Source organism: Blastococcus sp. CT_GayMR20, from assembly GCF_004570345.1.
The window spans coordinates 1-14,058 of sequence record NZ_SPQM01000124.1 but is presented as its reverse complement, the minus strand read 5'-3'; the positions used below and the strand labels follow the sequence as shown (position 1 = coordinate 14,058).

The window sequence follows — 14,058 nt, the reverse complement described above, 5'->3', positions numbered from 1 at the left end:
CCGCCTCGACCGCGCCCCGGTAGGCGCGCATGGCGCCGGCGAGGTCGCCGAGGTCCTCGAGGACCTTGCCGAGGTTGCGCCACGCGTCGGGCTCGCCGGCGTCGAGCGCGACCTCGTAGGCCTCGACCGCCTCGGCGAACCGCTTCTGGGCGGCCAGGGCGTTGCCGAGGTTGAACGACGCGACGCTGTCGCCCAGATCGGCGGCGCGGCGGAAGCACCACTCGGCGTCGACCTGCCGATCCACGTCGGCCAGGTCGCAGCCGAGGTCGATCAGGGCGTAGACGTCGTCGGACCCCTGCAGGCGCGCCAGGCGCGCGTCGAGGTCCTCGGTCATGCCGCTGATCTTGGCGGCCGGAACGCCGCTTGGCGTCTCCCGTCCGGGTGACCTCACCCCAAGGTGGCTGGTCAGCTCCCGAAGGCGTCCCGCCAGGCCGGCATGAGGGTCGACTGCGACCACTCGATGAACGGCTGCTGCTGGTCGCCGCCGATCTGCACGAGGGCGAGGTGGGTGAAGCCGGCGTCGGCGTACTCCTTCGCCGCCTCGAGCACCGCGTCGACGTCGTCGCCGCAGGGGATGCTGCCGGCGACGTCCTCCTCGCGGACGAACTGGCTGGCGGCGTCGAACGCCGGCGGGCCGGGCAGCTCGGCGTTGACCTTCCAGCCGAGACCGAACCAGCGGAAGAGGGTGTGTGCCCGGGTGACCGCGGCGGCCCTGTCCGTCCCGAAGCTGATCGGCATCTGGCCCATCCGGGGCTTGCCCGCACCGCCGGCGGCGTCGAACCACTCGCCGAGCTCCCCCTGCGGCTCCACGGCGATCATCACGTCGGCCAGCTCGCCGGCGATCTCGCAGGACTGCTGACCGGACACCGCGACGCCGATCGGCACCCGCTTGTCCGGCAGGTCCCAGAGCTTCGCGGACTCCACGTCGAAGTGCTCGCCGCGGGCGTTGGTGTAGCCGTCGCCGTCGAACAGGTCGCGGATGATGTGGATCGCCTCGACGAGCATCTCCTGGCGGACGTCGGCCGGCGGCCAGCCCTCGCCCACGACGTGCTCGTTGAGGTTCTCCCCCGAACCCAGTCCCAGGGTGAACCGGCCGTCGGACAGGATCTGCAGCGTCGCGGCCTTCTGCGCGACGACGGCCGGGTGGTACCGGAAGCTGGGGCAGGTGACGTACGTGGTCAGCGGGATGCGGCTGGTGGCCTGGGCAGCGGCGCCGAGGACGGTCCAGGCGTGCGGCGAGTGGCCCATCTCGTCCAGCCACGGGAAGTAGTGGTCGCTGCTGACGGCGAAGTCGAAACCCGCCTCCTCGGCGGCGACCACGTGGGCCACCAGGTCCTTCGGGCCGGCCTGCTCGGTCATCATCGTGTAGCCCAGCTGCATACCCATGCGGCCCGGCTACCCCGGGTCCGTTGCGCCCAATCTGATTCCTTCCGCCAGGCGAAGGCCACCCTTCAGGGACCCGCGGCGAGCCTGCGAGTCGTGGGGGAAAAGTGGTCCTCTTCTCATCCGCGCTCGGCGTTCAGCGCCTCCCGCAGCTTGGTCCTGCCGCTGGTGCGCAGCAGCGCCCCGGCGTAGATCCGCCCGCCGAGCCGCACGATGAGGGCCACGGCGAGCAGCATCAGGACGACGGCCAGCGCGATCTCCCACGCCGCGACCTCGCCCGCCGCCTGGCGCACCGGCATGACCAGTGGCGAGAGGCCCGGCACGTACGAGGTGACCCGTGCCAGGGCGCCGCCCGGATCGGCGGCGGCCTGGATCCCGACGACGAGGCCCCCGATGAGCACGAGCGTCGTCGGCATGATCACGGTGTTCAGGTCCTCCTGCCGGCTCACCAGGGACGCCGCGACGGCGAAGATCGCCGCGTAGAAGCCGTAGCCGAGCACGAACCAGACGACGACCGACACCGCGGTGCTCACCATCTCCCCGGGTATGTCGACGAGGTCGAAGGCGAGCGCGCCGCCGACGCCGACCACCACGATCAGCAGCATCTGCGCGAGCCCGAGCAGCCCGAGGCCGAGGATCTTCCCGGCGAGCAGCTGCCACGGCTTCATCGTCGCCAGCAGCAGCTCGACGACGCGGCTGGCCTTCTCCTCCACCACGCCCTGGGCGACGAACTGCCCGAACAGGATCAGCAGGCTGTAGAGCACGCCGACGCCGATGATCGCGACGATGACCCGCTGGCCGTCGGCGTCGGCGTCCGGCTCCAGGGCGGTCACCCCCACCTCCGGGACGTCGAGGCCCGTGAGTCCTGCCGCCTGCAGCTGCTCGGACACCGACAGCTGCGCCACCGCCCCCTGGACGACGGCCTGCATCTCTGCGCCGGCCGACTGCTCCACCAGCAGCTCGGGCTCGCCGCTCCCCGTCGCCACGAGGACGCAGTCCACGTCACCGTCCTCGATGGCGGCGCGGCCCGCGGCGTCGTCGTCCAGTTCGGTGATCTCGAGATCGACGCCGAGGGCCTCGCCCTGTGTGTCGACCGCCGTCCGCAGCGCCGCGTCCCCCACGATGCCGATCCGGGTCACGTCGCTGCCCGAGCTCAGCGCGACCTGCAGCCCCAGGACGCCGACCAGCACCAGGACGATCACGACCGAGCTGATGATGAAGTTCTTGTCGCGGACGCGGGCGAGGACCTCACGGGCGGCCACCAGGCGGACCATCGACGCGCTGCTGATCCCGCGCGGCTCGCTCATGCTGCCACCTCCTGCGCGGTGGGCGTGGCGACGGCCTCGCGGAACAGCTCCACCAGGGTGGGCTGCTGCCAGGCGAAGTGGGTCACCCGGCCGGTGCGGAGCGCCGACGCCAGAACCGCTTGGTCGTCGGTGCCGTCGGCGAGCTCGAGCACGGTGTCGCCGGCCTGCTCGGAGACCACCCGGACGCCGGACAGCGCGCCGGCCCAGTGCGGAGCCGCATCGGGGACGACGACGCGCAGCAGCCGGCCGGTCTCCCGGCGCCGGAGCTCGTCGACGGTGCCCGTGGCGACCATCCGGCCGCGGGCGAGGATGCCGACCGAGTCGCAGAGCCGTTCCACGAGGTCGAGCTGGTGGCTGGAGAAGACGACCGGCACGCCCTCGCGGACCTGGCCGAGCAGCGCCTCGGCGAGGGAGTCGACCCCGATGGGGTCGAGCCCGGAGAACGGCTCGTCGAGGATGAGCACCTCGGGCCGGCTGACCAGGGCGGCCGCGAGCTGGACGCGCTGCTGGTTGCCCAGCGACAGCTTCTCGACGGCGTCGCCGCGGCGGGCGGCCAGGCCGAGCCGTTCGGTCCACTCCTCCGACGCGCGACGTGAGGAGGCGGCGTCGAGGCCGTGCAGGCGGGCGAAGTAGGCCACCTGCTCGCCGACCTTCATCTTCGGATAGAGGCCGCGCTCCTCTGGCATGTAGCCGATCCGGCGCCGGACGTCGGGATCGAGCGGCTGACCGCGCCAGCGCACCTCGCCGGCGTCCGCGCGCAGGAGTCCCATCGCGATGCGCATGGTGGTGGTCTTCCCGGCGCCGTTGGACCCGCAGAACCCGAACATCGATCCCGGCGCGACGGTGAAGCCCACCCCCTCGAGCACGCGGTTGTCGCCGAAGCTCTTGTGGAGCCCGTCGAACTCGAGCACGTGTCCTCCCGCCGTCGGTCCTGACCGGCACGCTATCGGCCGTCCCCTGTCGCGCCGGGCGGCGACCTGCGGTGTCATCGAGGTGTGACCGAGAACGGCGTCGCCCAGCCACCCAGCGGAGTCGGCCTCGACGGGCTGCGGTCGGCGGCGGCCGGGTGCCGCGCGTGCGAGCTCTGGGAGCCGGCCACCCAGACGGTCTTCGGCGAGGGACCCGTGACCGCTCGGATCGTCTTCGTCGGCGAGCAGCCCGGCGATCAGGAGGACAGGAAGGGCGAGCCGTTCGTCGGCCCGGCCGGGAAGATGCTCGACCGCGCGCTCGACGACGCCGGCATCGACCGCAGGGACACCTACATCACGAACGCGGTGAAGCACTTCCGCTTCACCGTGAAGGGCAAGCGGCGGATCCACCAGACGCCCGGCCCGGAGCACCTGCGCGCGTGCCGGCCGTGGCTGGAGGCGGAGTTCGAGGTGCTCAAGCCGGAGGTGGTGGTCTGCCTCGGCGCGACGGCGGCCAAGGCCCTGATCGCGCCGTCCTTCCGGATCACCAAGGACCGGGGCCGGCTGATCCCCTGGACACCGCCCGGGCTGACTGCCGTCGTGGACGACGGGGACGAGGCCGACGACGACGAGCCGGACGAGGGCGCCCCGGCGCAGACGTGGATGCTCGCGACGACCCACCCGTCGGCGATCCTGCGCACGCCGGACGAGTCCCGGGCCGCGGCGTACGACGCCCTGGTCGCCGACCTGAGGGTGGTCGCGCACGCCCTCGCCTGACAGAGGACCCCTTCCTCCCCACCCTCCGCACTCGGGGCGGCGCCCGGGAGGGGTCCGACGGCCGGAGGCCCGCGCCGGGAGTTCACGTCGTCGGGCAGCGGGTTGCCTCCTAGCTGGTCTCCTTGGCCGAGCGCGACGCCCGGAACAGCCAGAACGACGGCACGACCAGCGCCGTGACGGCCATCGCGACCACGACGACGACACCGCCGGAGACCATCGCCACGCTCACGGACGCCGCGCTCGCGATGGCACCGGCGCGCAGGTCGCCCAGCCGCGGGCCACCCGCGACGACCACGATGAACACGCCCTGCATGCGACCCCGCATGTCGTCGGGTGCCGCCAGCTGGAGCATCGACGACCGCAGGACGGCGCTCACCATGTCCCCGGCGCCGGCCACCGCCAGGCAGAGGACGGCCAGCCAGAGGCTGGGCGCCAGGCCGAAGCCGATGATCGCCACCCCCCAGACGGCGATCGCCGCGAGCACCACCGCACCCTGCCGGTCGACCCGCGACACCCAGCCCGAGGTGAGGCCCGACACCAGCGCCCCGATCGAGATGCCGGCGAACAGCCAGCCCAGGCTGTTCGGGGAGTCGGCGTACCGGGTCTCCGACAGCTCCGGGAACACCGCCTGCGGCCAGGCGAACATCATCGCGATGATGTCGACGACGAACGTCATCAGCAGGACCGGCTGGGTGCGCAGGAACCCGAAGCCCTCACCGACGCCCCGCACGGCCGCCCGCAGCCGCAGCGGTCCGACCACGCCGGCGGGCGGGAGCTTCGGCAGCCCGCGCAGCAGGATCGCGGCGACCAGGAAACCGAGCGCGTCGACCAGGTAGGTCAGGAACAGCTCGCCCATGCCGATCAGGACGCCGGCGAGCAGCGGCCCGACGATCACCCCCGCCTGGCGCACCGTCATCGCCAGCGCGTTCGCGGCGGGCACGCCGGCCGGACCCACGACCGCCGGGATGACCGCGCTCCGGGTCGGCTGGTTGACCGCGGCGAACCCCGAGACGAACGCCGTCAGCACCCAGAGCACGACGAGGTTGCCCCCGCCGGGGAGCAGCGACTGCGCCGCGAGCAGGGCGCTGGTCACCGCCGCACCGACCGAGGTGATGAGGATCAGCGTGCGCCGGTCCATCGCGTCGGCGATCGCCCCGCCCAGCAACCCGAAGACCACCAGCGGGACGAGCGCCACGATCGACGTCACCCCGACCAGCAACGACGAGCCGGTCAGCGCGTAGACCTGGAACGGGACGGCGACCAGCGTCATCTGCTGGCCGAGCATCGTGGCGGCGACGCCCCAGAACAGCCGCCGGAAGTCCGGATTGCGCAGCGGCGCCGTGTCGATCGTCCAGGCCCGCTGCCGCGGGCGCCCCTGCTGCAGGGGCACCGGCTCCTCGACCGCCTTGGCCCCCTCGACCGGGTCGAGGCCCTGCTGCAGGGGCCCGCGCCGAGCTTGCGAGGTGTGGGGGGCAGCGGGGTCCTTCTTCATGGGGCGAGCCGCTGCACGATCCAGCCGCCGCCCTCCTCGTCGTCGCGCACGAACCGCAGCCGGTCGTGCAGCCGGTCCTTACCGCCCTGCCAGAACTCGACCCGCTCCGGGATGACCCGGTAGCCGCCCCACACCGCCGGGCGGGGCACCGGGCCCTCGGGCGTCTGCCCGTCCAGCAGCCGCACGCGGTCGGCGAGCTCGTCCCAGGAGTCGACGACCGTCGACTGCACCGAGGCGACCGCGGCCAGCTGCGAGCCGCGCGGCCGCGGGTCCCACAACCCGTCGGAGGCGGCGTCCCCGATCCGCTCCACCCGGCCGGTCACCCGCACCTGCCGCTGCAGCGCGTGCCACGGGAAGACCATGGCCGCGCGGGGGTTCGCCGCCAGCTGCGCACCCTTCGCCGATGCGTAGCTGGTGCCGAAGATGATGCCGGCCTCGTCGTAGCCCTTCATCAGGACGATGCGGGCATCCGGCGCGCCGTCGGTGTCGGCCGTGGCCAGGACGACCGCGTTCGGCTCGGGCAGTTCGGCGGCCACGACGTCGGCGAACCACCGGTCGAACTGCTCGACCCAGGTCGGCGCGAGCTCCTCCTCGCGCAGCCGGCCGTCGGTGTAGTCCCTGCGCATGCGGGAGAGGTCTGGCACGCCGTCATGCTGACACCGCCGGCCTCGCACGGCTCGCGAGGGGCGGCACGCACGCTCCCCCGCGTGTGCCCGGCGTGTCGGCACCGCCTAGGGTCGTCAGGCAATCGTGCGCGTCATATCCATGCGCGCACGGTCCCGCGCGCAGAGGAGCATGCGAGATGGCCGACGACTTCGTACCAGGACTGGAAGGCGTCATCGCCTTCGAGACCGAGATCGCCGAACCCGACAAGGACGGCGGTGCCCTCCGTTACCGCGGGGTCGACATCGAGGACCTGGTCGGCAAGGTGACCTTCGGCAACGTCTGGGCCTTGCTGGTGGACGGCAAGTTCGGCCCGGGCCTCCCGCCGGCCGAGCCCTTCCCGATCCCCGTCCACACCGGCGACGTCCGCGTGGACGTGCAGGCGGCGCTGGCGATGCTGACGCCGATCTGGGGTTACCGCCCGCTGCTCGACATCGACGCCGAGGAGGCCCGCGAGGAGCTCGCCCGGGCCGCCGTCATGGCGCTGTCCTACGTCGCGCAGTCCGCCCGCGGCATCGGCATCCCTGCGGTGCCGCAGCGCCGCATCGACGAGGCCGCCACGATCGTCGAGCAGCGGGCGGTAACCCCAGATCGGCGTCAGCATCGCCAGCGCCGCCTGCACGTCCACGCGGACGTCGCCGGTGTGGACGGGGATCGGGAAGGGCTCGGCCGGCGGGAGGCCCGGGCCGAACTTGCCGTCCACCAGCAAGGCCCAGACGTTGCCGAAGGTCACCTTGCCGACCAGGTCCTCGATGTCGACCCCGCGGTAACGGAGGGCACCGCCGTCCTTGTCGGGTTCGGCGATCTCGGTCTCGAAGGCGATGACGCCTTCCAGTCCTGGTACGAAGTCGTCGGCCATCTCGCATGCTCCTCTGCGCGCGGGACCGTGCGCGCATGGATATGACGCGCACGATTGCCTGACGACCCTAGGCGGTGCCGACACGCCGGGCACACGCGGGGGAGCGTGCGTGCCGCCCCTCGCGAGCCGTGCGAGGCCGGCGGTGTCAGCATGACGGCGTGCCAGACCTCTCCCGCATGCGCAGGGACTACACCGACGGCCGGCTGCGCGAGGAGGAGCTCGCGCCGACCTGGGTCGAGCAGTTCGACCGGTGGTTCGCCGACGTCGTGGCCGCCGAACTGCCCGAGCCGAACGCGGTCGTCCTGGCCACGGCCGACACCGACGGCGCGCCGGATGCCCGCATCGTCCTGATGAAGGGCTACGACGAGGCCGGCATCATCTTCGGCACCAGCTACGCATCGGCGAAGGGTGCGCAGCTGGCGGCGAACCCCCGCGCGGCCATGGTCTTCCCGTGGCACGCGCTGCAGCGGCAGGTGCGGGTGACCGGCCGGGTGGAGCGGATCGGGGACGCCGCCTCCGACGGGTTGTGGGACCCGCGGCCGCGCGGCTCGCAGCTGGCCGCGGTCGCCTCGGTGCAGTCGACGGTCGTCGACTCCTGGGACGAGCTCGCCGACCGCGTGCGGCTGCTGGACGGGCAGACGCCCGAGGGCCCGGTGCCCCGCCCGGCGGTGTGGGGCGGCTACCGGGTCATCCCGGAGCGGGTCGAGTTCTGGCAGGGCGGTAAGGACCGGCTGCACGACCGGCTGCGGTTCGTGCGCGACGACGAGGAGGGCGGCGGCTGGATCGTGCAGCGGCTCGCCCCATGAAGAAGGACCCCGCTGCCCCCCACACCTCGCAAGCTCGGCGCGGGCCCCTGCAGCAGGGCCTCGACCCGGTCGAGGGGGCCAAGGCGGTCGAGGAGCCGGTGCCCCTGCAGCAGGGGCGCCCGCGGCAGCGGGCCTGGACGATCGACACGGCGCCGCTGCGCAATCCGGACTTCCGGCGGCTGTTCTGGGGCGTCGCCGCCACGATGCTCGGCCAGCAGATGACGCTGGTCGCCGTCCCGTTCCAGGTCTACGCGCTGACCGGCTCGTCGTTGCTGGTCGGGGTGACGTCGATCGTGGCGCTCGTCCCGCTGGTGGTCTTCGGGTTGCTGGGCGGGGCGATCGCCGACGCGATGGACCGGCGCACGCTGATCCTCATCACCTCGGTCGGTGCGGCGGTGACCAGCGCCCTGCTCGCGGCGCAGTCGCTGCTCCCCGGCGGGGGCAACCTCGTCGTGCTCTGGGTGCTGACGGCGTTCGTCTCGGGGTTCGCCGCGGTCAACCAGCCGACCCGGAGCGCGGTCATCCCGGCGGTCGTGGGTCCGGCCGGCGTGCCCGCCGCGAACGCGCTGGCGATGACGGTGCGCCAGGCGGGGGTGATCGTCGGGCCGCTGCTCGCCGGCGTCCTGATCGGCATGGGCGAGCTGTTCCTGACCTACCTGGTCGACGCGCTCGGTTTCCTGGTCGCCGCGATCCTGCTGCGCGGGCTGCCGAAGCTCCCGCCCGCCGGCGTGGTCGGACCGCTGCGGCTGCGGGCGGCCGTGCGGGGCGTCGGTGAGGGCTTCGGGTTCCTGCGCACCCAGCCGGTCCTGCTGATGACGTTCGTCGTCGACATCATCGCGATGATGTTCGCCTGGCCGCAGGCGGTGTTCCCGGAGCTGTCGGAGACCCGGTACGCCGACTCCCCGAACAGCCTGGGCTGGCTGTTCGCCGGCATCTCGATCGGGGCGCTGGTGTCGGGCCTCACCTCGGGCTGGGTGTCGCGGGTCGACCGGCAGGGTGCGGTGGTGCTCGCGGCGATCGCCGTCTGGGGGGTGGCGATCATCGGCTTCGGCCTGGCGCCCAGCCTCTGGCTGGCCGTCCTCTGCCTGGCGGTGGCCGGCGCCGGGGACATGGTGAGCGCCGTCCTGCGGTCGTCGATGCTCCAGCTGGCGGCACCCGACGACATGCGGGGTCGCATGCAGGGCGTGTTCATCGTGGTCGTCGCGGGTGGCCCGCGGCTGGGCGACCTGCGCGCCGGTGCCATCGCGAGCGCGGCGTCCGTGAGCGTGGCGATGGTCTCCGGCGGTGTCGTCGTCGTGGTCGCGATGGCCGTCACGGCGCTGGTCGTGCCGTCGTTCTGGCTGTTCCGGGCGTCGCGCTCGGCCAAGGAGACCAGCTAGGAGGCAACCCGCTGCCCGACGACGTGAACTCCCGGCGCGGGCCTCCGGCCGTCGGACCCCTCCCGGGCGCCGCCCCGAGTGCGGAGGGTGGGGAGGAAGGGGTCCTCTGTCAGGCGAGGGCGTGCGCGACCACCCTCAGGTCGGCGACCAGGGCGTCGTACGCCGCGGCCCGGGACTCGTCCGGCGTGCGCAGGATCGCCGACGGGTGGGTCGTCGCGAGCATCCACGTCTGCGCCGGGGCGCCCTCGTCCGGCTCGTCGTCGTCGGCCTCGTCCCCGTCGTCCACGACGGCAGTCAGCCCGGGCGGTGTCCAGGGGATCAGCCGGCCCCGGTCCTTGGTGATCCGGAAGGACGGCGCGATCAGGGCCTTGGCCGCCGTCGCGCCGAGGCAGACCACCACCTCCGGCTTGAGCACCTCGAACTCCGCCTCCAGCCACGGCCGGCACGCGCGCAGGTGCTCCGGGCCGGGCGTCTGGTGGATCCGCCGCTTGCCCTTCACGGTGAAGCGGAAGTGCTTCACCGCGTTCGTGATGTAGGTGTCCCTGCGGTCGATGCCGGCGTCGTCGAGCGCGCGGTCGAGCATCTTCCCGGCCGGGCCGACGAACGGCTCGCCCTTCCTGTCCTCCTGATCGCCGGGCTGCTCGCCGACGAAGACGATCCGAGCGGTCACGGGTCCCTCGCCGAAGACCGTCTGGGTGGCCGGCTCCCAGAGCTCGCACGCGCGGCACCCGGCCGCCGCCGACCGCAGCCCGTCGAGGCCGACTCCGCTGGGTGGCTGGGCGACGCCGTTCTCGGTCACACCTCGATGACACCGCAGGTCGCCGCCCGGCGCGACAGGGGACGGCCGATAGCGTGCCGGTCAGGACCGACGGCGGGAGGACACGTGCTCGAGTTCGACGGGCTCCACAAGAGCTTCGGCGACAACCGCGTGCTCGAGGGGGTGGGCTTCACCGTCGCGCCGGGATCGATGTTCGGGTTCTGCGGGTCCAACGGCGCCGGGAAGACCACCACCATGCGCATCGCGATGGGACTCCTGCGCGCGGACGCCGGCGAGGTGCGCTGGCGCGGTCAGCCGCTCGATCCCGACGTCCGGCGCCGGATCGGCTACATGCCAGAGGAGCGCGGCCTCTATCCGAAGATGAAGGTCGGCGAGCAGGTGGCCTACTTCGCCCGCCTGCACGGCCTCGACGCCGCCTCCTCACGTCGCGCGTCGGAGGAGTGGACCGAACGGCTCGGCCTGGCCGCCCGCCGCGGCGACGCCGTCGAGAAGCTGTCGCTGGGCAACCAGCAGCGCGTCCAGCTCGCGGCCGCCCTGGTCAGCCGGCCCGAGGTGCTCATCCTCGACGAGCCGTTCTCCGGGCTCGACCCCATCGGGGTCGACTCCCTCGCCGAGGCGCTGCTCGGCCAGGTCCGCGAGGGCGTGCCGGTCGTCTTCTCCAGCCACCAGCTCGACCTCGTGGAACGGCTCTGCGACTCGGTCGGCATCCTCGCCCGCGGCCGGATGGTCGCCACGGGCACCGTCGACGAGCTCCGGCGCCGGGAGACCGGCCGGCTGCTGCGCGTCGTCGTCCCCGATGCGGCTCCGCACTGGGCCGGCGCGCTGTCCGGCGTCCGGGTGGTCTCCGAGCAGGCCGGCGACACCGTGCTCGAGCTCGCCGACGGCACCGACGACCAAGCGGTTCTGGCGTCGGCGCTCCGCACCGGCCGGGTGACCCACTTCGCCTGGCAGCAGCCCACCCTGGTGGAGCTGTTCCGCGAGGCCGTCGCCACGCCCACCGCGCAGGAGGTGGCAGCATGAGCGAGCCGCGCGGGATCAGCAGCGCGTCGATGGTCCGCCTGGTGGCCGCCCGTGAGGTCCTCGCCCGCGTCCGCGACAAGAACTTCATCATCAGCTCGGTCGTGATCGTCCTGGTGCTGGTCGGCGTCCTGGGGCTGCAGGTCGCGCTGAGCTCGGGCAGCGACGTGACCCGGATCGGCATCGTGGGGGACGCGGCGCTGCGGACGGCGGTCGACACACAGGGCGAGGCCCTCGGCGTCGATCTCGAGATCACCGAACTGGACGACGACGCCGCGGGCCGCGCCGCCATCGAGGACGGTGACGTGGACTGCGTCCTCGTGGCGACGGGGAGCGGCGAGCCCGAGCTGCTGGTGGAGCAGTCGGCCGGCGCAGAGATGCAGGCCGTCGTCCAGGGGGCGGTGGCGCAGCTGTCGGTGTCCGAGCAGCTGCAGGCGGCAGGACTCACGGGCCTCGACGTCCCGGAGGTGGGGGTGACCGCCCTGGAGCCGGACGCCGACGCCGACGGCCAGCGGGTCATCGTCGCGATCATCGGCGTCGGCGTGCTCTACAGCCTGCTGATCCTGTTCGGGCAGTTCGTCGCCCAGGGCGTGGTGGAGGAGAAGGCCAGCCGCGTCGTCGAGCTGCTGCTGGCGACGATGAAGCCGTGGCAGCTGCTCGCCGGGAAGATCCTCGGCCTCGGGCTGCTCGGGCTCGCGCAGATGCTGCTGATCGTGGTGGTCGGCGTCGGCGGCGCGCTCGCCTTCGACCTCGTCGACATACCCGGGGAGATGGTGAGCACCGCGGTGTCGGTCGTCGTCTGGTTCGTGCTCGGCTACGGCTTCTACGCGGCGATCTTCGCCGTCGCGGCGTCCCTGGTGAGCCGGCAGGAGGACCTGAACACCGTGATCATGCCGACGACGCTCGTGCTCATCGGGGGCCTCGTCGTCGGGATCCAGGCCGCCGCCGATCCGGGCGGCGCCCTGGCACGGGTCACCTCGTACGTGCCGGGCCTCTCGCCACTGGTCATGCCGGTGCGCCAGGCGGCGGGCGAGGTCGCGGCGTGGGAGATCGCGCTGGCCGTCGTCCTGATGCTGCTCGCCGTGGCCCTCATCGTGCGGCTCGGCGGGCGGATCTACGCCGGGGCGCTGCTGCGCACCAGCGGCAGGACCAAGCTGCGGGAGGCGCTGAACGCCGAGCGCGGATGAGAAGAGGACCACTTTTCCCCCACGACTCGCAGGCTCGCCGCGGGTCCCTGAAGGGTGGCCTTCGCCTGGCGGAAGGAATCAGATTGGGCGCAACGGACCCGGGGTAGCCGGGCCGCATGGGTATGCAGCTGGGCTACACGATGATGACCGAGCAGGCCGGCCCGAAGGACCTGGTGGCCCACGTGGTCGCCGCCGAGGAGGCGGGTTTCGACTTCGCCGTCAGCAGCGACCACTACTTCCCGTGGCTGGACGAGATGGGCCACTCGCCGCACGCCTGGACCGTCCTCGGCGCCGCTGCCCAGGCCACCAGCCGCATCCCGCTGACCACGTACGTCACCTGCCCCAGCTTCCGGTACCACCCGGCCGTCGTCGCGCAGAAGGCCGCGACGCTGCAGATCCTGTCCGACGGCCGGTTCACCCTGGGACTGGGTTCGGGGGAGAACCTCAACGAGCACGTCGTGGGCGAGGGCTGGCCGCCGGCCGACGTCCGCCAGGAGATGCTCGTCGAGGCGATCCACATCATCCGCGACCTGTTCGACGGCGACGGCTACACCAACGCCCGCGGCGAGCACTTCGACGTGGAGTCCGCGAAGCTCTGGGACCTGCCGGACAAGCGGGTGCCGATCGGCGTCGCGGTGTCCGGTCAGCAGTCCTGCGAGATCGCCGGCGAGCTGGCCGACGTGATGATCGCCGTGGAGCCGCAGGGGGAGCTCGGCGAGTGGTTCGACGCCGCCGGCGGTGCGGGCAAGCCCCGGATGGGCCAGATGCCGATCAGCTTCGGGACGGACAGGGCCGCCGCGGTCACCCGGGCACACACCCTCTTCCGCTGGTTCGGTCTCGGCTGGAAGGTCAACGCCGAGCTGCCCGGCCCGCCGGCGTTCGACGCCGCCAGCCAGTTCGTCCGCGAGGAGGACGTCGCCGGCAGCATCCCCTGCGGCGACGACGTCGACGCGGTGCTCGAGGCGGCGAAGGAGTACGCCGACGCCGGCTTCACCCACCTCGCCCTCGTGCAGATCGGCGGCGACCAGCAGCAGCCGTTCATCGAGTGGTCGCAGTCGACCCTCATGCCGGCCTGGCGGGACGCCTTCGGGAGCTGACCAGCCACCTTGGGGTGAGGTCACCCGGACGGGAGACGCCAAGCGGCGTTCCGGCCGCCAAGATCAGCGGCATGACCGAGGACCTCGACGCGCGCCTGGCGCGCCTGCAGGGGTCCGACGACGTCTACGCCCTGATCGACCTCGGCTGCGACCTGGCCGACGTGGATCGGCAGGTCGACGCCGAGTGGTGCTTCCGCCGCGCCGCCGATCTGGGCGACAGCGTCGCGTCGTTCAACCTCGGCAACGCCCTGGCCGCCCAGAAGCGGTTCGCCGAGGCGGTCGAGGCCTACGAGGTCGCGCTCGACGCCGGCGAGCCCGACGCGTGGCGCAACCTCGGCAAGGTCCTCGAGGACCTCGGCGACCTCGCCGGCGCCATGCGCGCCTACCGGGGCGCGGTCGAGGCGG

General features: G+C 72.9%; 14 protein-coding genes and 2 pseudogenes. 8 read left to right on the top strand and 8 right to left on the bottom strand.

Annotation, left to right across the window (positions count from 1 at the left end):
* The 4 genes from E4P40_RS21475 to E4P40_RS21460 all read right to left on the bottom strand — a co-directional run.
* On the bottom strand, positions 1–334 hold a 334-nt coding region (locus E4P40_RS21475; protein ID WP_135160468.1), incomplete at its 3' end, for a tetratricopeptide repeat protein.
* Positions 335–405: 71 nt separating this feature from the next.
* Positions 406–1,386 (bottom strand): TIGR03557 family F420-dependent LLM class oxidoreductase, encoded by a 981-nt coding sequence (locus E4P40_RS21470; protein ID WP_135160469.1) that lies wholly within the window; start codon positions 1,384–1,386, stop codon positions 406–408.
* A 116-nt stretch (positions 1,387–1,502) separates the two neighbouring features.
* Positions 1,503–2,690 carry an ABC transporter permease gene (locus tag E4P40_RS21465; protein WP_135160470.1) on the bottom strand — a complete coding sequence of 396 codons (1,188 nt, stop codon included), beginning with the start codon at positions 2,688–2,690 and terminating at the stop codon, positions 1,503–1,505.
* On the bottom strand, positions 2,687–3,601 hold the full coding sequence (locus E4P40_RS21460; RefSeq protein WP_135160471.1) for an ATP-binding cassette domain-containing protein: 915 nt from the start codon (positions 3,599–3,601) through the stop codon (positions 2,687–2,689). Before E4P40_RS21460 ends, E4P40_RS21465 begins: the two co-directional genes overlap by 4 nt.
* An 84-nt stretch (positions 3,602–3,685) precedes the next feature.
* Here E4P40_RS21460 and E4P40_RS21455 point away from each other — a divergent pair, with 84 nt between their 5' ends.
* Complete coding sequence (locus E4P40_RS21455) at positions 3,686–4,375, top strand: UdgX family uracil-DNA binding protein (RefSeq protein ID WP_135160472.1); 690 nt, start codon at positions 3,686–3,688, stop codon at positions 4,373–4,375.
* A 109-nt stretch (positions 4,376–4,484) separates the two neighbouring features.
* On the opposite strand, the gene E4P40_RS21450 is transcribed toward E4P40_RS21455, so the two are convergent.
* Both E4P40_RS21450 and pdxH (E4P40_RS21445) read right to left on the bottom strand, forming a co-directional pair.
* Positions 4,485–5,867, bottom strand: coding sequence for an MFS transporter (locus E4P40_RS21450; protein WP_167762330.1), 1,383 nt, complete (start codon positions 5,865–5,867; stop codon positions 4,485–4,487).
* Complete coding sequence (gene pdxH, locus E4P40_RS21445; RefSeq protein WP_135160473.1) at positions 5,864–6,511, bottom strand: pyridoxamine 5'-phosphate oxidase; 648 nt, start codon at positions 6,509–6,511, stop codon at positions 5,864–5,866. Before pdxH (E4P40_RS21445) ends, E4P40_RS21450 begins: the two co-directional genes overlap by 4 nt.
* Before the next feature lie 158 nt (positions 6,512–6,669).
* Between pdxH (E4P40_RS21445) and E4P40_RS29095 the strand changes: the two are divergent.
* Positions 6,670–6,828: pseudogene (locus E4P40_RS29095) on the top strand (citrate/2-methylcitrate synthase); the annotation flags it as partial.
* 450 nt (positions 6,829–7,278) lie between these two features.
* On the opposite strand, the pseudogene E4P40_RS29090 reads toward E4P40_RS29095, so the two are convergent.
* Positions 7,279–7,389 (bottom strand): annotated as a pseudogene (locus E4P40_RS29090) (hypothetical protein); the annotation flags it as partial.
* Positions 7,390–7,547: 158 nt separating this feature from the next.
* Between E4P40_RS29090 and pdxH (E4P40_RS21430) the strand changes: the two are divergent.
* Both pdxH (E4P40_RS21430) and E4P40_RS21425 read left to right on the top strand, forming a co-directional pair.
* Positions 7,548–8,195, top strand: coding sequence for a pyridoxamine 5'-phosphate oxidase (gene pdxH, locus E4P40_RS21430; RefSeq protein ID WP_135160473.1), 648 nt, complete (start codon positions 7,548–7,550; stop codon positions 8,193–8,195).
* Positions 8,192–9,574: an MFS transporter gene (locus tag E4P40_RS21425; protein ID WP_167762330.1), complete on the top strand. Its 1,383-nt coding sequence runs from the start codon at positions 8,192–8,194 to the stop codon at positions 9,572–9,574. The genes pdxH (E4P40_RS21430) and E4P40_RS21425 overlap by 4 nt, the downstream gene beginning before the upstream one ends.
* A 109-nt stretch (positions 9,575–9,683) precedes the next feature.
* On the opposite strand, the gene E4P40_RS21420 is transcribed toward E4P40_RS21425, so the two are convergent.
* A complete protein-coding gene (locus E4P40_RS21420) occupies positions 9,684–10,373 on the bottom strand; it encodes a UdgX family uracil-DNA binding protein (protein ID WP_135160472.1) in 690 nt (229 codons plus the stop codon).
* A gap of 84 nt (positions 10,374–10,457) precedes the next feature.
* On the opposite strand from E4P40_RS21420, the gene E4P40_RS21415 reads away from it, so the two are divergent.
* From E4P40_RS21415 to E4P40_RS21400, 4 genes are all read left to right on the top strand, one after another.
* The gene (locus E4P40_RS21415) at positions 10,458–11,372 is read left to right on the top strand and encodes an ATP-binding cassette domain-containing protein (protein WP_135160471.1); all 915 of its coding nucleotides are present in this window, start codon (positions 10,458–10,460) and stop codon (positions 11,370–11,372) included.
* A complete protein-coding gene (locus E4P40_RS21410) occupies positions 11,369–12,556 on the top strand; it encodes an ABC transporter permease (protein ID WP_135160470.1) in 1,188 nt (395 codons plus the stop codon). Before E4P40_RS21415 ends, E4P40_RS21410 begins: the two co-directional genes overlap by 4 nt.
* 116 nt (positions 12,557–12,672) lie before the next feature.
* Positions 12,673–13,653 carry a TIGR03557 family F420-dependent LLM class oxidoreductase gene (locus E4P40_RS21405; protein ID WP_135160469.1) on the top strand — a complete coding sequence of 327 codons (981 nt, stop codon included), beginning with the start codon at positions 12,673–12,675 and terminating at the stop codon, positions 13,651–13,653.
* A gap of 71 nt (positions 13,654–13,724) precedes the next feature.
* Positions 13,725–14,058, top strand: a 334-nt coding sequence (locus tag E4P40_RS21400) for a tetratricopeptide repeat protein (RefSeq protein ID WP_135160468.1), incomplete at its 3' end; no start/stop codon positions are given.